This window comes from Vibrio sp. V38_P2S17PM301 (genome assembly GCF_009904845.1).
Classification (GTDB): Bacteria; Pseudomonadota; Gammaproteobacteria; order Enterobacterales; family Vibrionaceae; genus Vibrio; species Vibrio proteolyticus.
Map to the genome: position 1 here is coordinate 14,927 of NZ_WXWO01000073.1, position 25,383 is coordinate 40,309.

General features: G+C 51.6%; 21 protein-coding genes. 11 read left to right on the forward strand and 10 right to left on the reverse strand.

The window, feature by feature from the left end; translation table 11 throughout:
* The first annotated feature begins 15 nt into the window (after positions 1-15).
* The 7 genes from CAG64_RS15760 (at position 16) to CAG64_RS15790 (ending at position 8,683) form a co-directional block, all read left to right on the forward strand.
* A complete protein-coding gene (locus tag CAG64_RS15760; protein WP_161457317.1) occupies positions 16-1,161 on the forward strand; it encodes an ABC transporter substrate-binding protein in 1,146 nt (381 codons plus the stop codon).
* 6 nt (positions 1,162-1,167) lie between these two features.
* Positions 1,168-2,877: an ABC transporter permease gene (locus CAG64_RS15765; protein WP_161457316.1), complete on the forward strand. Its 1,710-nt coding sequence runs from the start codon at positions 1,168-1,170 to the stop codon at positions 2,875-2,877.
* Positions 2,843-3,490, forward strand: a complete 648-nt coding sequence (locus CAG64_RS15770) for an ATP-binding cassette domain-containing protein (RefSeq protein WP_161457315.1) — start codon at positions 2,843-2,845, stop codon at positions 3,488-3,490. Before CAG64_RS15765 ends, CAG64_RS15770 begins: the two co-directional genes overlap by 35 nt.
* Positions 3,483-4,097, forward strand: coding sequence for a CDP-alcohol phosphatidyltransferase family protein (locus tag CAG64_RS15775; RefSeq protein WP_161457314.1), 615 nt, complete (start codon positions 3,483-3,485; stop codon positions 4,095-4,097). The genes CAG64_RS15770 and CAG64_RS15775 overlap by 8 nt, the downstream gene beginning before the upstream one ends.
* Positions 4,098-4,229: 132 nt before the next feature.
* Positions 4,230-5,747 (forward strand): nitric oxide reductase transcriptional regulator NorR, encoded by a 1,518-nt coding sequence (norR, locus tag CAG64_RS15780; RefSeq protein ID WP_443084070.1) that lies wholly within the window; start codon positions 4,230-4,232, stop codon positions 5,745-5,747.
* A gap of 171 nt (positions 5,748-5,918) precedes the next feature.
* Complete coding sequence (hcp, locus tag CAG64_RS15785; protein ID WP_161457312.1) at positions 5,919-7,580, forward strand: hydroxylamine reductase; 1,662 nt, start codon at positions 5,919-5,921, stop codon at positions 7,578-7,580.
* A 53-nt stretch (positions 7,581-7,633) separates the two neighbouring features.
* Entirely contained in the window at positions 7,634-8,683 is a 1,050-nt protein-coding gene (locus CAG64_RS15790; protein ID WP_161457311.1) for a hybrid-cluster NAD(P)-dependent oxidoreductase, read from the forward strand.
* 32 nt (positions 8,684-8,715) lie between these two features.
* Here the strand turns inward: CAG64_RS15790 and CAG64_RS15795 are convergent, their stop codons facing one another.
* From CAG64_RS15795 to CAG64_RS15805, 3 genes are all read right to left on the reverse strand, one after another.
* On the reverse strand, positions 8,716-9,654 hold the full coding sequence (locus tag CAG64_RS15795) for a class I SAM-dependent methyltransferase (RefSeq protein WP_021707101.1): 939 nt from the start codon (positions 9,652-9,654) through the stop codon (positions 8,716-8,718).
* An 8-nt stretch (positions 9,655-9,662) separates the two neighbouring features.
* The gene (locus CAG64_RS15800; protein ID WP_161457310.1) at positions 9,663-10,358 is read right to left on the reverse strand and encodes a TIGR01621 family pseudouridine synthase; all 696 of its coding nucleotides are present in this window, start codon (positions 10,356-10,358) and stop codon (positions 9,663-9,665) included.
* 86 nt (positions 10,359-10,444) lie between these two features.
* Positions 10,445-11,788, reverse strand: a complete 1,344-nt coding sequence (locus CAG64_RS15805) for a sodium-dependent transporter (RefSeq protein WP_161457309.1) — start codon at positions 11,786-11,788, stop codon at positions 10,445-10,447.
* A gap of 355 nt (positions 11,789-12,143) precedes the next feature.
* Here CAG64_RS15805 and cls point away from each other — a divergent pair, with 355 nt between their 5' ends.
* Both cls and CAG64_RS15815 read left to right on the forward strand, forming a co-directional pair.
* Positions 12,144-13,598, forward strand: coding sequence for a cardiolipin synthase (gene cls, locus CAG64_RS15810; protein WP_161457308.1), 1,455 nt, complete (start codon positions 12,144-12,146; stop codon positions 13,596-13,598).
* A gap of 163 nt (positions 13,599-13,761) precedes the next feature.
* The gene (locus CAG64_RS15815) at positions 13,762-14,967 is read left to right on the forward strand and encodes a cystathionine beta-lyase (RefSeq protein ID WP_161457307.1); all 1,206 of its coding nucleotides are present in this window, start codon (positions 13,762-13,764) and stop codon (positions 14,965-14,967) included.
* A 71-nt stretch (positions 14,968-15,038) separates the two neighbouring features.
* Here the strand turns inward: CAG64_RS15815 and CAG64_RS15820 are convergent, their stop codons facing one another.
* The 7 genes from CAG64_RS15820 to pspA all read right to left on the reverse strand — a co-directional run bounded on the left by CAG64_RS15820 (position 15,039) and on the right by pspA (position 22,457).
* Positions 15,039-15,608 (reverse strand): DNA-3-methyladenine glycosylase I, encoded by a 570-nt coding sequence (locus tag CAG64_RS15820; RefSeq protein ID WP_161457306.1) that lies wholly within the window; start codon positions 15,606-15,608, stop codon positions 15,039-15,041.
* A gap of 62 nt (positions 15,609-15,670) precedes the next feature.
* A complete protein-coding gene (locus CAG64_RS15825) occupies positions 15,671-18,772 on the reverse strand; it encodes an efflux RND transporter permease subunit (protein ID WP_161457305.1) in 3,102 nt (1,033 codons plus the stop codon).
* Positions 18,769-19,851, reverse strand: a complete 1,083-nt coding sequence (locus CAG64_RS15830; RefSeq protein ID WP_161457304.1) for an efflux RND transporter periplasmic adaptor subunit — start codon at positions 19,849-19,851, stop codon at positions 18,769-18,771. The genes CAG64_RS15825 and CAG64_RS15830 overlap by 4 nt, the downstream gene beginning before the upstream one ends.
* 2 nt (positions 19,852-19,853) lie before the next feature.
* Positions 19,854-20,882, reverse strand: coding sequence for an efflux RND transporter periplasmic adaptor subunit (locus tag CAG64_RS15835; RefSeq protein WP_161457303.1), 1,029 nt, complete (start codon positions 20,880-20,882; stop codon positions 19,854-19,856).
* A gap of 208 nt (positions 20,883-21,090) precedes the next feature.
* Positions 21,091-21,480 (reverse strand): envelope stress response membrane protein PspC, encoded by a 390-nt coding sequence (gene pspC / locus CAG64_RS15840; RefSeq protein WP_021707110.1) that lies wholly within the window; start codon positions 21,478-21,480, stop codon positions 21,091-21,093.
* Entirely contained in the window at positions 21,473-21,706 is a 234-nt protein-coding gene (gene pspB / locus CAG64_RS15845; RefSeq protein WP_021707111.1) for an envelope stress response membrane protein PspB, read from the reverse strand. The genes pspC and pspB overlap by 8 nt, the downstream gene beginning before the upstream one ends.
* A gap of 70 nt (positions 21,707-21,776) precedes the next feature.
* Complete coding sequence (pspA, locus tag CAG64_RS15850; RefSeq protein WP_021707112.1) at positions 21,777-22,457, reverse strand: phage shock protein PspA; 681 nt, start codon at positions 22,455-22,457, stop codon at positions 21,777-21,779.
* 193 nt (positions 22,458-22,650) lie between these two features.
* Between pspA and pspF the strand changes: the two genes are divergently transcribed.
* Positions 22,651-23,640, forward strand: a complete 990-nt coding sequence (gene pspF / locus CAG64_RS15855; RefSeq protein ID WP_161457302.1) for a phage shock protein operon transcriptional activator — start codon at positions 22,651-22,653, stop codon at positions 23,638-23,640.
* A gap of 122 nt (positions 23,641-23,762) precedes the next feature.
* Complete coding sequence (locus CAG64_RS15860) at positions 23,763-25,382, forward strand: ABC transporter substrate-binding protein (protein ID WP_161457301.1); 1,620 nt, start codon at positions 23,763-23,765, stop codon at positions 25,380-25,382.
* Position 25,383: the final 1 nt, after the last annotated feature.

Here is a 25,383-nt window from a genome sequence, read left to right on the forward strand (position 1 = left end):
TCAAACGGAATAATTATGAAACAACTGCTCACCACCGTCGCCGCAGTCGCCACTGCCTTCTCACTGTCAGCGGAACCGCTAGACTGGAAACAAGTAGAGCAACAGGCCGAAGGACAAACCGTCTATTTTCATGCCTGGGGAGGCAGCCAGGAAATTAACCGTTACATCCAATGGGCAGGTGCACAGTTGCAACAGCAATACGGTGTCACGTTGAACCACGTTAAAGTCACCGATATCGCTGAGACCACCACACGTCTCATCGCTGAAAAAGCAGCAGGTAAAAACGACAAGGGCAGCGTCGATTTGGTCTGGATTAATGGTGAAAACTTCAAGTCTATGAAAGACAACCAACTGCTGTTTGGGCCGTTCACACACTCTTTGCCCAATTGGCAATACGTTGACCAAGGCCTGCCGATCGATGCAGATTTTTCTGAACCAACAGAAGGGTTAGAAGCGCCATGGGGAGTGGGCCAACTGGTGTTCATTCACGACCAAGAGACACTCAACAACCCGCCACACTCCTACGCTGAGCTGCTCAGCTACGCTCAAGCCTACCCGAGCCGGGTGACTTACCCCAAGCCGCCAGAGTTTCATGGCACCAGTTTCCTCAAATCATTACTGATTGAACTGACTGACAATGATCCCCAGCTCGAGCAACCAGTCAGTGAAGGCGACTTTGCCGCCGTGACCGCGCCACTTTGGCGTTATCTGGATCAGTTCCACAAAGTGGCCTGGCGGGGTGGCAAACAATTCCCTGCCGGTACGGCCGAAATGATTCAGTTGCTGGATGACGGTCAACTGGATTTAGCCATCACATTCAATCCTAACGCCGTCTATTCAGCACAGGCCTCCGGTAAACTGGCCTCTTCCACCAAAGCGTATGCTTTTGATACCGGTGCCCTCTCCAATATTCACTTTCTGGCCATTCCCTGGAACGCGAATGCGAAATCCGGCGCTTTGGTCACCATCAACTTTCTACTCAGCCCACAGGCTCAGTCACGTAAAGGGGATCTGAACATTTGGGGCGATCCTTCGGTACTAAGCAAACAATACCTGACAGGCAGCGCCAAACAGACACAGCAATTCAAATCGGTTTCAGAGCCCCACCCAAGCTGGCAATCTGCTATCGAAAAAGAGTGGCAAAAGCGCTACGGAAGCTGATTTGAAATGCTAAGAACCCTGTATCTGCTCATCGTTGTCGGCTGTATTGTTCCGACGATTCCGGGACTGCTCGGTGTGCTGGCATCGTCACTGGGCTACCTTCCACCGCTGGACATGCAGACGATCAGTCTGACGGGCTTTCGCCAGGTGTTCGAATGGCAAGGCGTCTGGCACTCTATCGGCTTAACCCTGTACTCATCGGTGATCAGCAGTTATCTGGCGTGCGTGCTTACATTTGCGGTCCTGCAAGCCAGTTGGGGGACGCGCTTCTGGCGCAGAATCGAGTTGATGTTGTCCCCGCTCTTAGCCATGCCGCACGTGGCATTTGCTATCGGATTTGCCTTTTTGTTTGCTCCGACAGGACTGGGGGCGCGTTGGCTGCATGAACTGATTGGATACGACCCCAATGCGCGTCCTGTCGACGCGCTGGCGCTGCTGGTTAACGATCCGCACGCCCTTGGGCTGATTATAATGCTGGCGCTGAAAGAAGTGCCCTTTTTATTGTTGATGAGTATTCCCATCGTACAACAACTGAATGTCTCACAAGTTACCAAAGTCAGCGCGTCATTGGGGTACAGTCGCAACGCCATGTGGTGGAAGTGCCTGTTACCACAGTGGTTGAACAAACTGCGCTTTCCTATGCTGGCGGTCATGGCGTACAGCCTGTCGGTGGTGGACATTGCGCTGATCATCGGCCCGACGAATCCCCCCACATTCGCCGTGTTGGTGTGGCAATGGTTCAGTGATCCGGATCTGACACTGCTCCCGCGAGCGGCCGCGGGTGCTGTGGTATTGTTTGCCCTCGCGGCACTGGTGATTGGCCTTGCACGCATGGTGGAATGGCTGCTCACACGCGGCATTCGCCGCTGGCAATGGTCTGGTCGAAGTGGTATTTCTCTGGCTGGGCGTTCGCTGTTTAGTGTGATCCTGTTCATCAGCCTGATAATGATTCCATTGTTAACGCTATGGAGCTTTGCGCAGCGCTGGCGTTTCCCGGATGTACTGCCCAGCAGTTATACTCCGCGCTTCTGGCAGTACGAATGGCAGTCGGTTGCCAGCACCGTGCAACAAAGCCTGCTGCTGGCGTTGGTGTCAGCCACCGTCGCACTGGTCTTTGCACTTCTGGCCCATGAGTACCGGATCCGGTATCGAATGCAGATACCGGGATACATCATCGCCGTGCCGATGCTTCTCCCGCAGCTGTCCATATTATTCGGCCTTCAGATCATGACGCTGTATCTTCATGACAGTGCACATTGGTTTTGGGTTTGCTGGGCACACCTCTTTTTTGCATTCCCTTATGTCTATTTGTCACTGGATGGCCCTTGGCGAAGCTATGATCACAACCTGACCCGAGTATCACTCAGCTTGGGTCAATCGCCCCTGCGTACCTGGTGGCGGGTTAAAATGCCGCTGCTACTGCCCGCCATTGTTTTTGCCTGGGTGATCGGAATCAGCGTCAGCCTGGCACAATATCTGCCGACGCTGATGCTTGGCGCAGGCCGGATCCGCACCATCACCACTGAAGCGGTGGCGCTGTCGAGTGGCTTCGATCGCCGTGTTACCGCCATTTACGCCCTCTGGCAAGCGGCGTTGCCGCTGCTGTTTTTTGCTTTTGCGATCACCATTAGCCGTTTACAAGCTAAATATCGCCATTTATCGATTAAAGGTCTGTTGCCGAATGAGTCTTTGTCTAGAAAACCTCGCCATTCATAAACACAATGGAGAGGCACTGTTTTCTTCCCTCTCCTTACAGATAGAAAAAGGGGGCATTGTGACGCTGATGGGCCCGAGCGGTTGCGGAAAATCCACCCTGCTTGACGCGATTGCCGGACACTTATCGGAGGAGTTTCGTCTTACTGGCAGCATTCTACTGGATGATCGCCCACTCAACGCACTACCAGCCCACAAACGTCAGGTAGGAATCCTGTTTCAGGATGATCTATTGTTCCCGCATTTAAATATCTGGGAGAATCTGGCGTTTGCCCTGCCCGATGCCATTAAAGGCCGCGAGCGCAAAGAGCGCGCGCTGGATGCGCTCAAAAATATCCACCTGACGAAATTGGCTCAATCCTATCCGGACCAGATTTCCGGAGGTCAGCGAGCACGCATCAGCCTGACCCGAATGCTGCTCGCCCAACCACAGGTCGCATTGCTTGATGAACCGTTCAGCAAGCTCGACAAAGCGCTGCGAAGCCAGTTTCGTGACTGGGTAATGGCGCAATTGCAATCGGCCAATATTCCCGCGCTGATGGTCACGCACGATGAGGCCGATGTTCCGCCGGGCAGCCAGGTATTGCGCTGGCCTTGGGAGGTGAACCATGCTTGATCGCCTGAGTATAAAACTGATCCGCAAGCCGCTGTCTGCCACTGCCGGCGTCATAGATAAAATGGGCCTGAGTGCCAATCAGGTCACGCTGCTGGGTTTCGTTGTCGGTTGCTTTGCCCTACCGGCACTGCTCAATCAGCAATACCTGCTGGCACTGGTGCTTATCCTCATCAATCGGGTTTGCGATGGATTGGACGGTGCACTGGCAAGAATCCAGGGCATCACGGATGCTGGTGGGTTTCTCGATATCAGTCTGGATTTCTTATTTTATTCGTTGATCCCGTTTGGCTTTGTGCTTGCAAGCCCGGAGCACAATGCTGTCGCCGGTGCATTTCTGATCTTCGCGTTTATCGGCACTGGCAGCAGCTTTCTCGCGTTTGCGGTCATGGCCGGGAAACGCGGCATTGAAAACCCGATCTACAAAAATAAATCGCTTTACTATATGAGCGGACTGACCGAAGGAACCGAAACCATCGCCTGTTTCATTCTGTTCTGTCTCTTTCCTGCCCATTTCGCCACCATTGCCTACACGTTTGGCGCCATGTGCTGGTTTACCACACTGACGCGTATTTATTCTGGCTTTCATACTCTGACCAACAACAAATAGGCTCTGTCGCAGGCGGAATTGATCGTCGTCAAACAGACATCATTCTTCACCAAAAGAGCGATGTTTAAATGACATCCGCCTGATACCATCGGACAACTCAGTCCTGATTATCCTTCGTTTATGCGCCCGAATATGGAACACGCCCTACTCAATATCGCCCTGAACCTCAGCTCTAATCTGGCCAGTGAAAAACAGTACCAACACTTGATTGACGGGATCAATCAGGTTTTTCCCTGTGATGCGAGCGCTCTGTTTATTCTTGACCAAGATGGCTTTCTGACTCCGGTAGCCGTCAACGGCTTGGCCAGCTCAGTGCTCGGACGACGTTTTTTTCCTGCCGCTCACCCGCGGCTGGAGAAAATCATCATCAGCCGCACCCCGGTGCGTTTCGATGCCGATTGTCCACTGCCTGATCCGTTTGACGGCGTGCTGCTCTCAGCGGAAAGCAGTATTGATGTCCATGATTGCATGGGTTGCAGCTTGTATGTCGATGACAAGCTGGTGGGCGTGCTCACAATGGACTCGTTGACCATTGGCGCATTCGATCACATTGAACCCGTAACGATGGAAACGTTCGCAGCTCTGGCAGCCGCAACGCTACGTAACATTGGTCAGCTTAAAGCGTTGAAAGCCAAACATAAAAAACAACAATCCGTCACAGCCACGCTCATTCAGCAAGCCCGTTCTAAACAGGGTGAGATGGTCGGGCTCAGCCCACAAATGCAGCAGCTTCGCAACAACATCGCAACCGTCGCACAATCAGACTACGCGGTACTGATCACCGGCGAAACCGGAACAGGAAAAGAACTGGTCGCTCACCAGCTCCACGCACAATCGGCACGCCGCGACAAACCCATGATTTACGTCAACTGTGCGGCGCTGCCGGAGAGCCTGGCTGAAAGCGAATTGTTCGGTCACGTAAAAGGCGCATTTACTGGCGCCAATACACACCGTGCCGGTAAATTTGAACTGGCCGACGGCGGTACGCTGTTTCTGGATGAAGTCGGTGAATTGCCATTATTGCTTCAGGCAAAGCTGCTGCGGGTGATCCAGCAGGGCGAGCTGCAACGGGTCGGCAGTGACCAACATTTACTCGTGAATGTGCGGATTGTTGCCGCGACCAACCGTCACCTTGAGCAGGAAGTCGAAGCCGGTCAGTTCCGTGCCGACTTATTCCACCGCCTGAACGTGTTTCCTATCGCCGTCCCCTCATTGCGCAGCCGCCAAGGTGACATACCGGTCCTGGCGGGTTACCTGCTGGAAAAAGTGCGTCAGCAGTTCAATGTCCCTAACCTGCATCTGCACCCGAAAGCACTCATCATGCTTGAAACACAAGAGTGGCCGGGCAATGTGCGTGAGTTGGAACATACGCTCACCCGCGCCGCGCTGCGCGCGATTCAGGCGCAAAGTCACACCATCCAGTTACCCCACTTTGATGTGGCAGTGACCGACAGCGATGTCAAAAGTACAACCCACTATTTTCCGGTGCAAAGTCAGGGAATGCGCCCTTTGGTCGAGCGTTATCAGAAGGATTTGATCCTGCATGCACTCAATAAATCGAACGGAATTTGGGCGAAGGCAGCGGAATTCCTGCAGATGGACCGGGGGAACTTGTACCGGATGGGTAAAAAGCTGGGCATCGGCCACTAGCAACGAACACAGCATTGATGTCATTTACACAACAAGACTGCTGTAAAAAGAACATCACCACCAAGTAGTGGAAGTACTACTTTTACAATAAAAACAATAGGATAGAACTTGGCACAGAGATTGCCATTCAGTAGGCACCGGATTACTCAATCATAATACTGGAGACCTGCAATGTTCTGTATTCAATGCGAACAGACGATTCAAACCCCAACCGTCAAAGGCTGCTCATTTACTCAGGGAATGTGCGGCAAAACCTCTGAAGTTTCAGACCTGCAAGACGTGCTGGTGTATTCATTACAAGGGGTTTCTTACTGGGCGGATTTGGCACGCCAGTTTGATATTATCGACGACGAAATCAATCAATGGGCTCCCAAAGCGTTTTTCTCAACACTGACCAATGTCAACTTTGACCCGGAACGGGTTCTGGCGTTTACCCATCAGGCGTCCCACTATCACCAGCGCCTGAAAACACAGGTTGAAGCCGCTGCAACGCTGGCCAACCGGACTCTGGAACCTCAACCTGCCGTCGCCCACTTCGTGCTGCCAGAAGATGCCGACGCGATTCTGGCGTTCGCACCTGAGGTTGCGGTCAACCGTGGTAAAGAAACCTTGCATGAAGACGTCATTGGGCTGCGTCTGCTCTGTTTGTATGGCCTCAAAGGCGCGGCCGCATACATGGAACATGCCCGTGTGCTGGAGCAAACGGATAACGCGATTTACGCCGAATACCACGAGATCATGGGGTGGCTGGGACGCGATCCGGACGGGCTCAATGCCTTATTGGACTGCTCCATGCGTATTGGCCTGATGAACTACAAAGTGATGGAGATGCTTGATCGCGGTGAAACGTCTACCTTCGGTCACCCAGTGCCGACCCAGGTTAACGTCAAACCGATCAAAGGCAAATGCATCCTGGTCTCCGGGCACGATCTGCACGATCTGGAGAAAATTCTTCAGCAAACCGAAGGCACTGGCATTCAGGTTTACACCAATGGTGAAATGCTGCCCGCACACGGCTACCCGGAACTGAACAAATATCCTCACCTGGCCGGTAACTACGGCAGCGCATGGCAGAATCAACAGAAAGAATTCGCCAACTTTCCGGGGGCGATTGTAATGACATCCAACTGCCTGCTCAATCCCAACGTCGGCCAGTATGCTGACCGCCTCTTCACGCGCAGCATTGTCGGCTGGCCGGGCGTATCGCATGTCGATGGCGACGACTTCAGTGCCGTGATTGACTGTGCGTTGGCGCAGCCTGGTTTCCAACACAATGAAATCGAGCAGATGATCACCGTCGGTTTTGGCCGCAATGCATTGATGAACGCAGCGCCAGCGGTGATTGATGAAGTGAAAAGAGGCAATATTCGCCACTTTTTCCTGGTCGGTGGGTGTGACGGAGACAAAGCAGAGCGTAGCTACTATACCGATTTTACCGCCCAGGCGCCGGACGATACCGTGATTCTGACCCTGGCATGCGGTAAGTTCCGTTTCAACAAAAATCAGTTCGGCGACATCAATGGCATTCCCCGCCTGCTGGATGTTGGCCAGTGCAACGACGCCTATTCCGCCATCCAGCTCGCACTGGCACTGGCCAAGGAATTTGACTGCGGTATCAATGAGCTGCCACTGACACTGGTACTGTCCTGGTTTGAACAAAAAGCCATTGTGATCCTGTTGACTCTGTTTGCTCTGGGCGTCAAAGGCATTTACACCGGCCCAACCGCACCCGCGTTCCTGACCGACAATCTATTGGCCATCATTCAGGAAAAATTTGATATGCGCGCCATCTCAAGCGTCGACGCCGACATGAGTGCCATTCTGGCGGCCTAAATTTCACAGCCCTCCATGGCGGAGGGCTTCGTATTATCTCTTCAGGATCAGATATGTTTAGCGAATGGGAACACAATCAACCCGTCGAAATGACATGCATCGAAAAATGGGCCGAAACCGGGGATTGCGTCAGCATTAAGCTGGCGCATGCCTCACTTGCCCGTTTTAGTTTTAAGCCCGGTCAGTTTGTCACATTGGGAGTGTCTATCGATGGTCAGAGCGAATTCCGGGCGTATTCCATCAGTTCACAACCCGATGAGGCGTACATTCAACTGACCGTCAAACGGGTGTCAAACGGTAAAGTCTCAACATTTATCGTTGACCAGCTGGAAGTCGGACACAGCGTCCAAGTGATGAAACCAAGTGGCGCGTTTAACTGCCTCGACCTTGCCCCCTGGCCATCGGAAGACGGTATCGCCAAAGTACTGCTGATCAGCGCAGGTTGTGGCATTACGCCTGTCTATACCATGGCCCAGTATTGGATAAACCAATCTCATCCGGTGGATATTGAGTTTCTGCACGTTGCGAAAAGCGCAGCGCACGCGATCTATTTTGATCAACTGGCCACGCTGGATGAGCAATATGCTCAGTTCCATCTCAGGCTGCTGCTCAAAGATGCCACTGGTACGCCCTACCCACAAGGACGCCTCACCTCTGATTGGCTGATGCAACGGGTTCCGGATCTGCAAGACAGACAAGTTTATCTGTGCGGGCCGGAACACTTCATGTGCGATGTAAAACAGTGGTTAGAACAGGCGCAATTCGATATGGCCGCCTTTCATCAGGAGAGTTTTACCCCCGCAGCAACACCCGAAGCCATATCCGAAACCGTGCACACCGAGGTGGAGATTGAGGTTCCCGCGTTTGCCAGGAGATTGACGGCTCAACATGGCACTGTTCTGGCCGACGTCCTCGAACAAGCCGGTTTACCTGTGATTGTGGCCTGTCGCAGCGGAATCTGTGGCTCGTGCAAATGCAAAGTCACGCGTGGCAGCGTCAATACCTTCAGTCATGAAGCGCTGACTGAACAGGAGGTGGCACAAGGATACATTCTGGCTTGCTCGTCGACACTAAGCGAAAACATCGGCGTTGACATCGGATAAAAAAATCCCCTCAACTTTGGAGGGGGTACTCATTACTGACGACGGAACATCATCACTTTCAAACTGGCTTCATGATCAACATCAGCAAACTCCGGCGGATTGTCAAGGCGTTCGACAAATTGCAGCTCCGGCGCTTCCTGTGCCATAGCATCAATCAAAAACTGGCTGGAAACCGCAGGTGAGTTGACACAGGCCATCACCTCACCGCTGGCGGTCAGCATATCGGGCAGACGGCGAAGGATCTTGGCGTAATCCTTAGTGAGTGCAAAGCTGCCCTTTTGAAATGACGGTGGATCGATAATGATCAAATCATACGGACCGGACTTCTTAATTTTTCCCCAGGACTTAAAAATGTCATGGCCGAGAAAGCTCACTGCATTGAGATTGTGGTCGTTCAGTTTATGGTTGTCCCGACCTTTACTCAAAGACGCTCGCGCCATATCAACATTGACCACTTTGTCTGCTCCTCCTGCCATCGCGGCAACGGAAAAGCCACAAGTGTAGGCAAACAAGTTGAGGACACTTTTGTGTCTTGCATGTTGTCTGACCCAATCGCGGCCAAATCGCATGTCGAGAAACAAACCGAAGTTCTGGTTGCGACCGATATCCAACTGATACTTCAGCCCGCTCTCTGCTACTATCGGGCGCTCCGTCAGTTCACCCGCGAGAATTTGTGTCGGTGCGCCGTTTTCATAGCGGTGCTGCACCGCTATGCAGCGACCCTGTTTCTGTTGCCAAAGTTCACTGTGCGCTAACGCCGTCAGGCCTTGTTCAAGTTGACGAAGAAATGCGTCGTCAACGCCTTTGAACAGGTTGACGATCAATTGCCCCTGAAGCCAGTCACAAGTCAGTTGCTCCAATCCGGGCCAACGTTGGCCACGACCATGGAACAACCGACGAATTTCATCCGGTGCCTGACGTAACTGCTCCGTCAAATGGTCAAAAAAAACCGGTAACGCCGCAGTTTGCATTGTGTTATTTATTTCTTGATGGTCGGCCATTGCAATTCCCAAGGTGTGAGCCAAAGTTCGATCGTGTCTGTGACTGGATGATGGCGCCATTTATCGCCCAATTGCGCATGTTGGCGGGGATCACAAACCAGCTCGTATCTCTGCTGCTGATATTCAAAACGCAGCGAAAAAGCATGCAGGTAGCCGCGATCGGCATGAGAGGCTGGGTTGTAAATAGCGTCGCCGACAATCGGTGACCCCAGCGACTTGAGCGCCACACGGATCTGATGCGTTTTTCCGGTATGCGGCTTGCATAAAAACAACCGTTCTCCCGCCTCAGCAGCGGCAGAGAAAAACTGGGTAATGGCAGGATTGTGCTGCGAGTTCAACAGTTTCCACGACGCCCGACGCGAGCGTTCCATGTCCCCTTTGACTAATCCCTGTTTCTTCTTTGGTTTTTTAGCCCCAATCGCCAGATAAAACTTTTCTACCTGACGCTGCGCAAATGCCGCAGACAGAGCACTGGCAGCCTGGGCATGACGTCCAAGCAACAGCAAACCAGAGGTCATCTTGTCCAGGCGATGAATCAGATACAGTTGTTCGTCTCCGGTAGCTCGGGCGACTTCCTGCAACAACATGGTGTCGCCATCGTCTTTGTGAACCGATACACCCGGATGTTTGTTGATGACCAGAAAATCATCGTGTGTATAAAGAATATCGAACATAGGCCCTCTTCATTTCAGGCGACGAAGTATAACCAACCGAAACGAAAAAAGCTGCCCGCAGGCAGCTTTTGATGATGTGTTTTCAATCAAACAATCGAGAAGATGAAGACAGACAGAATCGCCACCGGACAGACAAAGCGTACGTACCAAGGCCAAATCTTCCAGAACAGCCCCGTGGCTATCTCAGGGTTCCCTTCTTTCAGCTCATTGAGCAGGTTATTGCGATTCCAAATCCAGCCAACCACAATGGCCCAGATTACGCCCAGTAGTGGCTGCATGTACACTGTCGAAACATCAGCGACGATGCCAAACAATGCACCGAAATTGAGCGATATAATAATACTCAGAACCAGAATAGCGCCACCGATTAGCCAGGTCGCTGTCGTACGTTCCATGTTCAGTTCGTCCTGAGCGCAGGAAACTGGCACTTCAAGTAGCGAGATGGATGACGTCAGCGCGGCGATCACCATCAATACAAAGAAACCGATCCCAACGACAACACCCACACCACCCATGGTATCGAACATAGAAGGCAATACAGCAAACACCAGATCGCCAGAGCTGAGGAGCTCACCGGCCTCATTGAAGATTTCCACACCATTGTGCTTGGCCACGTACATCGCAGGCAAGATCAGTAAGCCCGCCGCAAACGCTACCCCGGTATCAATCGCTGCAACCTGACCCGCAGTTTTGGGGATGTTGACGTCTTTAGTCAGATACGAACCGTAGACCATCATAGAGCCGACGCCCAAAGACAGGGAGAAGAACGCCTGCCCCATAGCATCCACAACCAGGCCTGGGTGTACGTGAGACAGATCCGGGACCAAGTACATCTTCAGACCTTCCATCGCGCCATCTTGCGTAAAGATATAGATGATCATGACAGCAAACAGTACAAATAGCGCTGGCATCAGACGGGTTGACCACTTTTCGATACCGTCGGCCACGCCTTTTTGTACCACCAGAATGGTCAGAACCGAGAACAGGACCGCTAATATCACGTTGCGTGGTCCACCGAAATTCACCAACCAGTCGGCTGCCGTTTGTAACCCGATGACATCCAGTGCTGGTGCGGCCGCAAAACCCATCAACCAACCTGCCAAGATGGAATAGAAACTGAGAATCATTGAAGCCGCAATCATTGCAATCAAACCAAAGAAACCGGCGGCTGCACGGTTTTTAGTCCAAATCGACTTTAGTGACGCTATCGGGTTAGCCTGTCCGTGGCGACCGATCGTCAGCTCTGCGACCAGCATTGGAAAGGCGAGCAGAAACACCATCGCCAGATAGATGACAAGAAACGCCGCACCACCATTACTGGCAGCTTTAGTTGGAAAGCCCCATACGTTCCCCAAGCCGACGGCAGAACCTGCTGCCGCCATAATAAAGCCAATTCTCGACGAGAAGTGACCACGATTACTGTTTGCCATAGTTGTTACCACTGTTGTGTTTGCATTGACGGCGCCGAATAATGTTATGTGTAAAATTTTATATACACTTTATAAAAAGTTGAGTGGCGCTCATGTGGTGGCAAGTAAATCAGTTTGGGCTTAAAATTGAAAGCCCGCACAGCCTAATTTTCCAACACACATCAATTTTACAAGTTTAAATGCTGAACTTTTAATCAATTGTTAAATATTCCACTAGTTTTTACAAGCTTGTAACATACAAAATCTTTTGCATATTCTTACTATTCTTAACAGTGGTGGTTAAGGTAGTGATTCCTTTCCCCCGAGTTTCGATTTACTATTCAACCAGTTGTTGATTGGAGTTCCAGAGAGCGGAATGGACAAGTTTTACCATTTTCTAACCCTTGCAAGTATTGGTCTGTATTGGCTTTTGGTGGCCGGCGTGACCTTACGCGTAGTGTTTAAACGGCGTGCAGTGAGTGTGTCGCTTGCCTGGCTGATGATCATCTACATCGTGCCAGTAGTTGGGGTCGCTTGTTACTTCTTGTTTGGCGAACTGAATCTGGGGCGCAAACGTGCCGATCGAGCCAAAGAGATGTTTACGCCGTTTGCCAATTGGTTTTCGCAGCTCAACGAATGCCACGCCCACACCCCAGAACGAATGGGTCGGCACATCTACCGTATTGACGAACTGTGTAACAATCGTCTCGGCTTACCCGCATTGAGCGGTAATACGCTGTCACTGCAAAGCTCCCCTCATGACATTCTGCACTCCATCATTGAAGATATTGAGCAGGCACAATCCAGCATCCGGATGGTGTTTTACATCTGGCATCCTGGAGGTCTGGCCGACTCGGTAGCCTCTGCCCTGATCCGCGCAGCAAAGCGGGGAGTGGACGTTAAGCTGCTGCTGGACTCTGCTGGTAGCCCTCGCTTCTTCCGTAGCTCCTGGCTGAAAATGATGAAAAATGCCGGTATCGAGGTCATTCAGGCACTGGAAGTCAGCCCATGGCGTATCTTCCTGCGTCGACTCGACTTGCGTCAGCATCGCAAAATCATCGTGATTGACGACAACATCGCCTACACTGGTTCGATGAATATGGTCGATCCGGCCTACTTCAAACAAAATGCCGGCGTCGGTCAATGGATCGATATCATGGTACGAGTGACCGGCCCAACAGTGAACGTTCTGTCCGCTATTCACTGCTGGGACTGGGAAGTGGAAACCGGAGCACGCATGCTGCCTGCAAACCCAGAGTGCAAACTGGATCCAAACCAGCCCCATCATCCGGTGCAAGTGGTTCCATCCGGACCGGGGATGCCGGATTATCTGATTTCGCAAGTGCTGACATTGGCTATCAATCAGGCCAATGAATCGGTACGGATCACAACGCCTTACTTCGTGCCGAGTGCCGATTTGCTCGAGACGCTGAAAATGACAGCGCAACGCGGCATTAATGTGGCGTTGATTATTCCACACAAAAACGATTCGATGATGGTGCAGTGGGCATCGCGGGCTTTTTACACCGAGCTGCTTGAGGCCGGGGTGAAAATCTACGAGTTTTACGGCGGCTTGCTGCACACAAAATCTGTGGTGATCGATAAACAGTTCTGTCTCGTCGGCACGGTCAACATCGACATGCGCAGTTTGTGGCTCAATTTCGAAGTCACATTGGCAATCGATGACGAAGCGTTTACCAAAGAGATGCACTGGTTGCAGGAGAGCTACATCGAACAGTCACACTTTGTCGAACTGAAAAAATGGGAGCAACGCGGCATGTACTATCGTTTTCTGGAGCGTTTGTTCTACCTGTTCAACCCATTGCTGTGATTCTGCTGTCCGTATCACTGGACACAATGCCGTGATGCGGACACTAACCCCATCCATAACCTGCCGGCATAACATGTAGGGATAAATTCCTTCGCTATACTTGCCAATCAGGTCAACAACATGGTTTAAATAGAGAAATCATTCGTAATGACAAGGATTTCTCATGTCGGAAGGCAAAAAAACCAAATACATCAACGCGGGTCGCGATCCGAAATGGACCAACGGGGTGGTCAACCCACCCGTGCAGCGTGCTTCCACCGTGGTGTTTCATACCGTGGCAGAAAAAAACCATGCGGCCATCAACCGCACCAATAAAACCCTGTTCTACGGTCGACGCGGTACCCACACCCACTTTGCCTTTCAAGATGCGATGGTCGAGATTGAGGGCGGTGCAGGCTGTGCGCTGTACCCGTGCGGCACTGCGGCGATTTCCAATACGATTTTATCCTTTGTAGAAAGTGGCGATCACATTCTGATGGTCGATACCTGCTACGAACCAACTCGTGATTTCTGCGATAAAATCATGAAGAAGATGGGCGTAGAAACCACCTATTATGATCCCACCATCGGTGAAGGCATCCGTACGTTGATTCAGCCCAATACCAAGATCCTGTTTACGGAATCGCCAGGTTCTATCACGATGGAGGTGCAGGATATTCCAACACTGGCTCGCATCGCCCATGAACATGATATCATCGTGATGCTCGATAACACCTGGGCTGCCGGGGTAAACTTTTCACCGTTTGAACACGGTGTCGACATTTCGATCCAAGCAGCGACCAAGTACATTGTCGGTCACTCGGATGTGATGTTAGGAACTGCGGTCGCTTCAGAAAAATACTGGGATCAATTGCGAGAGCAAAGTTATCTGATGGGACAATGCGTATCGCCGGACGACGCCTACCTTGGCTTGCGCGGTATCCGCACACTGGATGTCCGCCTACGTCAGCACGCAGAGAATAGCCTGAAAGTCGCGCAATGGCTGCAGACCCGTCCAGAAGTGGATCATGTACGCCACCCTGCGCTGGAAAGCTGCCCGGGTCACGAGTTCTTCAAACGCGATTTCACCGGGGGCAACGGCCTGTTCTCGTTTGTACTCAAGACCAGCTATCCGCGCGCAACCACCGCTCTGCTTGACGGTATGCAGCACTTCAGCATGGGTTACTCCTGGGGTGGCTATGAGAGCCTGATACTGGCCAACGAACCACGCAGCTTCAACAGCCTGCGCACTGTGGCCAATCCAAACTTTGAAGGTACGCTCATCCGGCTTCACATCGGCCTGGAAGATGCCGATGACCTGATTGCCGATCTGGCTGCCGGCCTGGAGCGCTACAACGTGGTGATGCAAGAGCACGCGTCGGTGAGCTAATTCAAGCGTAATAATAAAAAAGTCCGCCTCAATAATCCGGGCGGACTGTTTACTGTCAGCGCTTTGCATTCTCAAAGGCAAGACTGTCGCTGCGGACAGTTCACCAAGTGATCATTGACCATCCCGGTTGCCTGCATAAAGGCGTAGCAGATGGTTTCTCCGACAAATTTGAAACCTCTCTTCTTCAGAAACTTACTCATCGCTTTCGATTGCTCTGTTGAAGCCGGAACCTCACTCATCTCCGTCCAGTGGTTGATTTGCGGAACGCCATCCACAAACTGCCACAACGCATTCGACAGCGAGCCATACTCTTTCTGCAGCTCAAGAGCAGCCCGGGCATTGTTGAATACTGAGGCAATCTTGCCTTTGTGCCGCACCACATCATAATCAGCGATGATTTGCTCAATTCGCTCTTCACCGTATCCGGCCAGTGTATCGATGTTAAAACCCTCGAATGCCTGACGGTAGCCCTCGCGCTTTTTGAGGATAGTGATCCAGCTCAGGCCAGCCTGAGCACCTTCCAGGGTCAGAAATTCAAACAGTACCGTGTCGTCATAGACAGGTACGCCCCACTCCTCATCGTGGTAAACCTTCTCCAGTTCATGATTCAGCGCCCAGGCGCAAGTGTGTTGCAATGTCATAACTTTCCTTATCAAAAACGCCTCTGCGAAGAGAGGCGCTGGCTTTTCCTCATTGGCAGGGATCAGTGCGGCACCTCGACCTTATGGAACAGACGGTACAGCACAGGCACGACAATCAGTGTCAGGACAGTCGCAAACCCCAGACCAAACATAATCGTTACCGCCATCGGTTTGAAGAAGATATCCGGCAACAAGGGAATCATCCCCAAGATGGTGGTAATTGCCGCCATACACACCGGACGGACCCGGCTCAGCGCAGCGTCCACCACCGCAATGTACGGATCTTTACCGGACTTCATTTCGATTTCAATCTGATCAAGCAACACAATACCATTTTTCAGCAACATGCCCGATAAGCTCAGGAACCCAAGTAGTGCCATAAAGCCGAATGGTGTATCCAGCACTAGCAGGCCAGTCGTCACCCCGATGATGGCCAATGGTACAGTCAACCAGACAATCAAAGGCTCTTTGACAGAATTGAACAGGAACACTGTAATCAAAAACATAAACAGGTAGCCGAGTGGCATGGTAGTAAACAACGACGCTTTCGCATCTCCGGAAGATTCGTATTCCCCACCCCACTCCAGTGAATAACCTGATGGCATCTCAATGGCTTCTATTTGTGGCTGGAGACGAGCTTGCAGTGTCGCGGCCGTCTCTTCACCCAAGATATCCGGGTCAGCCATTACCGTCAGCATACGCTTACGATTTTTACGCATGATGATGGGATCTTCCCAGCGCATGTCGTAACCGAGCGTCACTTGCTGCAACGGAATAAACTCAGTCAGCGCCGGGCTCCAAATCTTCATTCCTTCGATGTTGCGAATGTCCACCCGCTCATCGTCCGGTAAGCGCGCTACGATCGGCATCAATGTAGTCCCATCACGGTAGATACCCACGTTTAGACCGGAAAATGACATCGACAGAAAATCATCCACGTCCGATTTAGTGATACCGTAACGGCGGGCCTGGCTTTCATTGAACTGCGGCTCCAACACTTTGGTCCGCTCTCGCCAGTCATGGCGAATATTGGTCGCAGCCGGATCGGCGTACAAGATATCACTGACCTGCTTCGCCAGACCGCGCAACACGTCCGGATCTGAGCCGATAAGACGCGCTTCAATTTTTGCACCGCCTCCAGGGCCCAGTTCAATCTGTTTGAGTTTGAAATTGATTTGCGGATAGTGGGCTGCCACATGCTCACGGAACTTCGCCATCAAAGGTTTGAGTGCTTCGTATGAGGTCACCCGGGTCGTAATTTCACCGTAGGCGGCGTAGCTCTTTTCTGGTGAATAGGTCAGCATGAAACGCTGCAGCCCTCTGCCCGCAGTCGAAGTAATATGTTCAACGCTGTCCTGTCTTGCCAACCAACTTTCCAGCTCTGTCAGCGCCTCATTGGTCGCGCGAATATCCGTACCTTCCGGTAACCAGATATCGGTTTGAAACATCGGCGTGGTGGAAGAAGGGAAAAACGCCTGTTTGACCAAAGTGAAACCATACAGGCTTACGCCTAAACCGACGACCAGCACCACCATGGTCAGCCAGGCTCGCTTGAGACAAAACTCAAGAAAACCTTTGTAAAGAACAAAGATCATTCCGTTGTACGGATCCTGATCAGCGCCACCTTTCGGTGTTTTTTGTTGCTTAAAGAAAATGTCAGCAAAAAATGGCGTGAGAGATATGGCCGTAAACCAGCTTAACATCAGCGAAATCAACAGTACGGTAAATAACGTTCTACAGTATTCGCCAGTTGAGTCCTCCGACAAACCAATTGGAGCAAACGCCGTTACCGCAATCACGGTCGCCCCCAGCAACGGCCATTTTGTCTGAGTCACGATATCCGTCGCGGCTTGCATGCGGGTGCGACCTTTTTGCGTCCCAATCAGTATCCCTTCAACCACCACGATGGCATTGTCCACCAGCATACCCAATGCAATCACCAACGCGCCGAGCGAGATCCGCTGTAGATCGATTTTAAAATATTGCATGAAAATGAAAGTGCCAAACACCGTCAGCAGCAAAATCAGTCCGATCAGCAGACCCGAGCGCAATCCCATGAAAAACAGCAGTACAATGATCACAATTGCCACCGCCTGCCCCAGGCTGATCACAAAGCCACTGACTGATTTATCCACCTCTTTCGGCTGACTGTAAATCTCTGCAATGTCGATACCAACAGGTTGCTGATATTTCAGCTCTGACAGCCGGCGATCAAACCGTTGCCCGACTTCCACCACATTGACACCCTGTGCAAAAGACACACCCACATTAAGCGCCAACTTGCCGTTAAAATTGATGATATTGCTGGGAACATCAACATAACCACGTTTGATATCCGCCACATCACGCAAATAAATTAGCCCCTGCGCGCCACTTTCTGTGATGATAAGGTCGCCGAGTTGATCCACATTCTGAAACTCACCAGTCGGCTGAATACGGATATATTCACTCCCGATGCGCACTGCCCCTGCATCCGACACCACATTTTGAGTCGACAGCAGATTAAACACGGTATTCGGCGCGAGCCCGAGAGAACTCAAACGCTTCATCGAGATCTCAATAAACACCTGTTCTTGCTGCTGACCCGATACCGACACTTTGCTGACACCGTTGATCAACTCCAGCTCCCGGCGCAGGTAATCGACGTAGTCGAGCAGTTCCTTATATGAGTAGCCATCCCCGGTGACCGCCAGCAAGATCCCATACACATCGCCAAAATCATCGATCACCTGAGGTTCATTGACACCAGGCGGCAGCGAGCCTTTCAGGTCATTCACTTTTCGCCGCAGTTCATCCCAAATTTGGGGTAAGTCATTCGGGCCATAGTTGTTTTTCATGGTCACCGTAATTTGCGACAGTCCGCGACTGGAAATCGAATTGACTTCATCCACATACATTAGCTGTTGGATGGCTTTTTCAAGCGGATAGGTAACCTCTTCTTCCACCTGTTGCGGGGTCGCGCCCGGATAAGACGTCACCACTAAGGCATCTTTGATAGTAAAAGCGGGATCTTCAAGACGTCCGAGGTTGAAAAAGGCGGCCACACCACCAATCAGAAAGATCAGCGATATCATCCAACTGATGACACGGTTGCGGATAAAATACGCAGCAATGCCCGTAATATCCTCGTCCTTTTGAGGCGGTTCTTGTTTTTGTTCGCTCATTGGCTAGCCTCCTGCGGCACCACTTCCACTTTCATGCCTTCCCTTAACCGACTGATCCCAGCGACGACAACACTCTGTTGATTCGTCAGACCGCTGAGGATCTGTAAGGTAGTTTGCGACGCTGAGCCTACCGTTACCGCTTGCTTAGATACGGTTTGGTCATCGTTCAGCACCCAGACAAATTTGTTGTCGCGCGACAACTCATCGCCGTCGGCGTTAAATACCGCTTCCACTGGCACCCGCACCCCTACATTCAGATTGAGTCCGATATTCTCTCCTGCCGTTGTCACATCAACCGCCATCCCGTCCAACACATATTCTTCTTTGGGCATTGGCATCGACAGGGTGGCGGTAAAGGTCCCCGTTGACGGGTCCGGCTCGGTGGTAAATTCTTTCACCCGCGCGGTATATTGATTACCACTTGGCAGGCGCACGACGGCGCGCACGCTGTCAAGGTGGTCTGGTCCGGGCTGGTTGATGTATAAACGGTCAGGAAGCTGAATCAGCACTTCAACATTATCAAGACTGTGGATATTAACCACTTGCTGGCCCACCTGAATGTTTTCAAACTGGTCCACATTGACCCGCGAAATGATGCCGTCCATCGGCGCCATAAGCTGGGTAAATGACAGTCTGAGCTTGGCCAACTGCAGTTCGGCAGAGGCAATCTGGCGTTCGGCTGCAATTTCATCAAACTGAGATTTGGCCAACAGGCCTTTTTTGACCAGCGGCGCAGAGCGCTGATACTGACTGTTCACAACAGAATAACGCGCCGACGCATTGTCCACATCAAGCTGATAATCGGTCGGATCGAGTTCTGCCAGCACATCGCCCTGTTGGACCCTGTCCCCTTCTTTCACAGCGAGTTTGCTGACCTCACCCGCGACACGAAAACTGAGACGAGAACGTTCTGCGGCATTTGCCACCGCAGGAAAGTACAGCCGGTCCGGCGCATGTTTGCGATCCAGACTGACGGCTTTCACTTTGGGTACCACGGAAACCGCAGGCTCACTGTGTTTGCTGCAACCACCAAGTACGATGGTCGTCGAGAGCAGGCTAAATACCAGGTATCGATTCATCGTTATAGTCCCCGCTCTTTGATCCATTCACGCACTTTAATGCCCGGCTGAATACCACTGACACCCGACACGATGATCTGGTCGCCATCGTTAAGCCCGGACATGATCTGACGCTGGTCGTTGATCGTAATCGCCACTTGCTCCACGATGCCCTGAGTATTGACCCGCCAGACATAGGTCTGATCGTCTTGTTGAAACAGCGCCGCTGCGGGCACTGGGATCGCACCCGACGAGTCTGCAGATACCAGAACGTTTCCCGACATGCCTGGCAAAATACCGACATCTTCAGGGCGCTCCATCACCATGGTCACTTTGTAACTGGCTGTTTTGGGATCGGCCTCAGTGTCGATTTCCTGATACGTCAATTTGAACGACCGCTCTGGAAATGCATCGAAGGTCACTTGCGCATCGGGTTGCGCCGCCGAGTACCGATTCAGAAGATAATCCGGGATCTGGAAAATCACTTTCAGTAAGCGATGCGACTGAATGTTCATGACTCCTTGCTTGGCGGCGACAAACTCATAGTTCTCCGCGGGCAGAATGGAGATGGTGCCATCATAAGGCGCGACTAGTTGGGTATAGCGGAGATTGGCTTTGGCCTGAGAGAGCGTTGCCTGAGCGGAATTGAGATTGGCTTGGGCTTGGTCGAAGTCCTGTTCAGAGACCACCTGATCTCTGCGCAACTTCTTAAAGCGATCGTACTGCACTTTAGCCAGTTGGAAGTTGGCCTGAGCCTTTTTCTCCAGTAACGCATATTCATCAGGATCCAGTTTGGCCAACACATCGCCTTTTGTGACTCGCTGACCAGCCGTGACATCGATCGACATCAGTTGTCCCGGGACACGAAAGGCCAGAACCGCTCGATCACCCGCTTCTGAGGTGGCAGGAAAAGTACGTTCAAACTTGGAATTACCAACAGAAACCGAGAATAATTTTGCCGGTCTGGAGTCGGGCTCTGGAACCGGAGGAAGTTCTTTCCCGCAGCCTCCCAGAGCAGAGGCTACGGCTATCAGGATCATTGCCTTACGCATGTCAGGACATCCATTCAAATTCAATAGCTAAAAGATAGATGAATGCCCAGCCAGTTTCCACACCAGCAGTATGGAGTTCTTTTGAAATGAACGGTTTGAGCGGGGAAAAACAACTCGGGTTTCATTTATGAACCGTATCTGAGTCTCAATCCCGTGCAATGACAACCCCAATCCGATATTGATGAGGCGTTCGCCTCATCACCTGACGTTACAATTTGCTGAATTCACGGTTCACTTTAAATGCATCAGAGGTAACGTATGCTTCCACATCTCTGATCCGGTTTTCGATGCGGTCAAAATCCGCTTCCAGTGTGTGCAGTAGCTGTTTCGGCGTCTGCCCCTGTTGCCAAGGCTTATTTTTCAACGAGTGTTGCTGCTGGGTTTTGATGCTTTCACCGTAACCGGCCGGCTGCTTTTCCAACATCAGAGTCAGCGCAATATAGGCCAGCAGCACCAGAAAGCTCCCGCCCAGCAACGCGGCCGAGATCACCAGAATACGCACCAGCCATACTTCGGCACCAATGTAATTGGCTAACCCGGCACACACCCCCGTGATCTTGCCGTTCACTGTGTCACGATACAGCTCTCGGTTACTCATAGCGTTTTCTCCAGTTTGGTGACTCTGCGTCCAGAATTCGCTCCAGGGTTTCGATACGTTGCTGCATCGATTCTGCCCGCTCAGACAGCGTATTCAGTGTCTGTTGTTCATCCTGAGATAAACCGCTGGCAACTTTGCGTTTACTGCGATAATGCAGAAACAGCCACAATGGGGCGACGAAAATCAAAAAGACAATCAATGGTCCTGCAATCAAAAATGATGACATTGGCAACTCCTAACTCAACCAGATTCTGTGACGCGCCGGAGACGATATCCGGCGCACTCTATGACTGTAATTATTCAGTATCTGACTTCTTACCTTCAACCTGAGCTTTCAATTTAGCCAGCTCTTTTTCAATTTCATCCTCAGCCTGCAACTCGGCAAATTCCTGCTCAAGTGATTTTGCCTGACCAGATTGTGCATACAGATCCGCTTCCGCTTCCAACTCATCCACTTTGCGTGAGTACTGCTCAAATTTTGCCATGGCCTCATCTGTGCGGCTGGCATGCAGATGCTTTTGTACATCACGGCGGTTATGCGCAGTCTGATTACGGATAGCAAGCGCTTGTTGCTTTGCCCGGGTCTCCGCGATCTTGGTTTCCAGCTTGCCAATTTCACCGGTCAGTTTATCGATGGTTTCGTCCACCAACGTCTGCTCGGTGTGCAAACCTTTGATCAGGTCCTGTAGCTTCTGCTTTTCAATCAGGGCTGCACGAGCCAGATCTTCACGCTGCTTGGTTAGAGCCAGCGTGGCTTTATTCTGCCATTCACCAATCTGCGCTTCCATTGCGTCTACTTTACGCGCCAGTTCTTTCTTATCAGCAATCGCTTTCGCGGAATTGGTGCGCACCTCCACCAAGGTGTCTTCCATTTCCTGGATGATCAGGCGGATCATTTTTTCTGGATCTTCCGCCTTGTCGAGCAACGCACTGATGTTTGAGTTCACAATATCTGCAAAACGAGAAAAGATACCCATGATGATTCTCCTGTCGATAGAGTTTATGAATAGACCATTCACGGCCATTTCCCCTTTACATATCAAGTCTCGTGCCAGCTTTTAAAGTTAAATATATTCAATAGGTTAACTTTAACACCTCCCAGCGCGACCGTTGTGCTAAGATGTGATTCACTAACAGTTGGTAAATTTAACCACTTCTCTGAGGTCCACGATGCAACAGAACCTAATTGGCGAGTCTCCACGCTTTCTGTCAGTGTTGGATAAAGTATCAAAGCTGGCGGCAATCGATCGACCAGTGCTCATTCTGGGCGAACGCGGTACCGGTAAAGAACTGATTGCCCAGCGTTTACACTATTTGTCTAAACGCTGGGATCAGCCGTTGGTGTCGCTTAACTGCGCCACATTAAGTGAAGGCCTGATTGACTCAGAGTTGTTTGGTCATGAAGCTGGCGCCTTCACTGGCTCCAAAGGCCGGCATCAGGGCCGCTTCGAGCGCGCGGAGAATGGCACTCTGTTCCTGGATGAACTCGCCACCGCCCCTCTGCTGGTTCAGGAAAAGCTGCTGCGGGTCATCGAATACGGCCAGTACGAACGCGTAGGTGGCAATCAGTTGCTCAGCGCCAATGTACGATTGATTTGCGCCACCAATGCCGACCTCCCAGTTCTGGCGAGTGCCGGGGAATTCCGCGCTGATTTATTAGACCGTCTGGCGTTCGATGTCATTCATTTGCCGCCACTGCGAGCGCGCCGTGAAGATATCCTGCTACTGGCCGAATACTACGCCATCAAAATGTGTCGCGAATTGGATCTGGCGCTGTTTGTCGGCTTCTCTACCCGAGCCATTGAGCAGTTGTTGGCTTATCAGTGGCCGGGCAATGTGCGTGAACTGAAGAATGTGGTCGAACGGGCGGTGTATCAGCATGGTATCAGTGACGCGCCAATCGACGAAATCGTACTGGATCCCTTTCAGGTCGAGTGGCAGGAAGAGGCAAAAACGGAACCCCCAGAGAAACCAAACGAGCAAGAGTTCAGCTTTCCGATGGACTACAAACAGTGGCAAGAACATCAGGATAAGTGGTTGTTAGGTCAGGTGATGGAAGCGGCTAAATTCAATCAACGCCGCGCAGCAGAACTGCTCGGGCTCAGCTATCATCAGTTCAGAGGCATGATGCGTAAATACGACATGACCGGGCAAAAATAGACAATTTTTTGAGGAATCCCCTTTCTACTCAATGTTTTTGTGCGTTTTAGTGATACATTGGCAAAAATCTGGGGCATAATATCAGGCTTTGTTCCGCCGTGAACCACTTTACTGTTCTTTCTATGAAAGCGATCATTCGACTGACACTTGGACTATGCAGCCTCGGCCTGCTGGCTGGCTGTGGCGACAAAATCGACCATAGCAAGGTACGCCAGACGGGCTTTGTTTATTGCGGTCAGGGTAGTCCGGACACATTCAACCCACAGCTGGTCGACAGCGGGATCACCTCTGAGACACTGAGCCCGCAGCTATTTGATACGCTGCTGGTTCTGGATCCTAAATCTCACCGACCCATCGCCAATCTGGCGAAAAGCTGGCGGGTCGATGCGTCCGGGACGCAATACACTTTCACCTTACGCCAGGACGTCTGGTTTCAGACCACCCCATGGTTTACGCCGACCCGCACGCTGAACGCAGACGATGTCGTGTTCAGCTTCCGCCGTATTATCGATTCGTCGCACCCCTTTCATTACGTAGGTAACGGCCAGTATCCCTGGTTTCACGGCATCGGCTTCTCCAACCTGATTCAGGAAGTCCGTGCGCTGTCTGACTCTGAAGTATTGTTCATCCTCTCCCGTCCGGATAACACCTTTTTGTCGAACATCGCCACCAGCCACGCTGTGATTCATTCGAAAGAGTATGGCGACGAGTTGGTGATCAACGACGAAAAGCCGTTAATGGACTCACAGCCGGTTGGCACCGGGCCATTTTATCTCGATGACTATCAGGTCAACGATCTGGTGCGTCTCAAGCGCAACCCAACCTACTGGAAAGGTCCGGCGAAAATGGAGCAAGTCGTCTTTGACATCTCCCACCGCGGCACTGGTACACTGGCGAAACTACTGCGCAAAGAGTGCGACGTACTCAATTCGCCAATTTCAAGCCAGTTGCCAGTCATCGAGCGCCAACCAGGGCTCGATTTGGTGGCCAAACCGTCAATGAACATCTCGTTTATCGCCGTGAATACATCGCATCCGGCACTCAATGATAAGCGGGTGCGAAAAGCACTTAACTTCGCCATTAACAGGCAGAACATTCTTGATTCTGTGTATTACGGCACTGGCCAGGTAGCGTACTCGGTATTGCCACCCGATTCCTGGGCTTATCAGAAAGACACCATTCAGGTTCGTTATGATCGTAATTATGCCATCGCTCTGCTGCGTGATGCCGGTTACAAAAATGGTCTGGAACTGAATATGCTGGTACCGCTTGAGCCACGCGCTTACAACCCAAGCCCCCGGAAAACAGCAGAGTTGATTCAGGCTAACCTGGCCGACATCGGTGTCAAAGTGAACCTGTTGACCGATGATCGCTTTAACCGTAAAGAAGCGGTGGAGCAAGAGCACGTTGATCTCTTCTTAACTGGTTGGAATGCCGCGACCGGCGATCCGGATAACTTCTTCCGGCCACTGCTGTCATGCGATTCCGAACGCGCCGGGCTTAACGTGTCATTATGGTGCAACAGCGATTTCGACTTCTTGCTCGATCTGGCACGGGAAGTTGATCGGCCTCGTTACCGCCTCAATCTGTACAAGCAGGCACAAAACATCCTCAATGAGGAGTTCCCGGTGATTCCTTTGTCACACGGGATGCAATTTCAAGCTAAGGACAAATCACTGGTGGGCTTTAAAATCAGTCCGTTTAACTCTCAGCCTTTCGATCTGGTAGAGAGGGCTAAATAGT

What these genes read in the sequence shown, in the direction of transcription:
- CAG64_RS15760 (WP_161457317.1), top strand. Translation starts at nt 16, where the DNA reads ATGAAACAACTGCTCACCACCGTCGCCGCAGTCGCCACTGCCTTCTCA.
- CAG64_RS15765 (WP_161457316.1), top strand. Translation starts at nt 1,168, where the DNA reads ATGCTAAGAACCCTGTATCTGCTCATCGTTGTCGGCTGTATTGTTCCG.
- CAG64_RS15770 (WP_161457315.1), top strand. Translation starts at nt 2,843, where the DNA reads ATGAGTCTTTGTCTAGAAAACCTCGCCATTCATAAACACAATGGAGAG.
- CAG64_RS15775 (WP_161457314.1), top strand. Translation starts at nt 3,483, where the DNA reads ATGCTTGATCGCCTGAGTATAAAACTGATCCGCAAGCCGCTGTCTGCC.
- norR (WP_443084070.1), top strand. Translation starts at nt 4,230, where the DNA reads ATGGAACACGCCCTACTCAATATCGCCCTGAACCTCAGCTCTAATCTG.
- hcp (WP_161457312.1), top strand. Translation starts at nt 5,919, where the DNA reads ATGTTCTGTATTCAATGCGAACAGACGATTCAAACCCCAACCGTCAAA.
- CAG64_RS15790 (WP_161457311.1), top strand. Translation starts at nt 7,634, where the DNA reads ATGTTTAGCGAATGGGAACACAATCAACCCGTCGAAATGACATGCATC.
- CAG64_RS15795 (WP_021707101.1), bottom strand. Translation starts at nt 9,654, where the DNA reads ATGCAAACTGCGGCGTTACCGGTTTTTTTTGACCATTTGACGGAGCAG.
- CAG64_RS15800 (WP_161457310.1), bottom strand. Translation starts at nt 10,358, where the DNA reads ATGTTCGATATTCTTTATACACACGATGATTTTCTGGTCATCAACAAA.
- CAG64_RS15805 (WP_161457309.1), bottom strand. Translation starts at nt 11,788, where the DNA reads ATGGCAAACAGTAATCGTGGTCACTTCTCGTCGAGAATTGGCTTTATT.
- cls (WP_161457308.1), top strand. Translation starts at nt 12,144, where the DNA reads ATGGACAAGTTTTACCATTTTCTAACCCTTGCAAGTATTGGTCTGTAT.
- CAG64_RS15815 (WP_161457307.1), top strand. Translation starts at nt 13,762, where the DNA reads ATGTCGGAAGGCAAAAAAACCAAATACATCAACGCGGGTCGCGATCCG.
- CAG64_RS15820 (WP_161457306.1), bottom strand. Translation starts at nt 15,608, where the DNA reads ATGACATTGCAACACACTTGCGCCTGGGCGCTGAATCATGAACTGGAG.
- CAG64_RS15825 (WP_161457305.1), bottom strand. Translation starts at nt 18,772, where the DNA reads ATGAGCGAACAAAAACAAGAACCGCCTCAAAAGGACGAGGATATTACG.
- CAG64_RS15830 (WP_161457304.1), bottom strand. Translation starts at nt 19,851, where the DNA reads ATGAATCGATACCTGGTATTTAGCCTGCTCTCGACGACCATCGTACTT.
- CAG64_RS15835 (WP_161457303.1), bottom strand. Translation starts at nt 20,882, where the DNA reads ATGCGTAAGGCAATGATCCTGATAGCCGTAGCCTCTGCTCTGGGAGGC.
- pspC (WP_021707110.1), bottom strand. Translation starts at nt 21,480, where the DNA reads ATGAGTAACCGAGAGCTGTATCGTGACACAGTGAACGGCAAGATCACG.
- pspB (WP_021707111.1), bottom strand. Translation starts at nt 21,706, where the DNA reads ATGTCATCATTTTTGATTGCAGGACCATTGATTGTCTTTTTGATTTTC.
- pspA (WP_021707112.1), bottom strand. Translation starts at nt 22,457, where the DNA reads ATGGGTATCTTTTCTCGTTTTGCAGATATTGTGAACTCAAACATCAGT.
- pspF (WP_161457302.1), top strand. Translation starts at nt 22,651, where the DNA reads ATGCAACAGAACCTAATTGGCGAGTCTCCACGCTTTCTGTCAGTGTTG.
- CAG64_RS15860 (WP_161457301.1), top strand. Translation starts at nt 23,763, where the DNA reads ATGAAAGCGATCATTCGACTGACACTTGGACTATGCAGCCTCGGCCTG.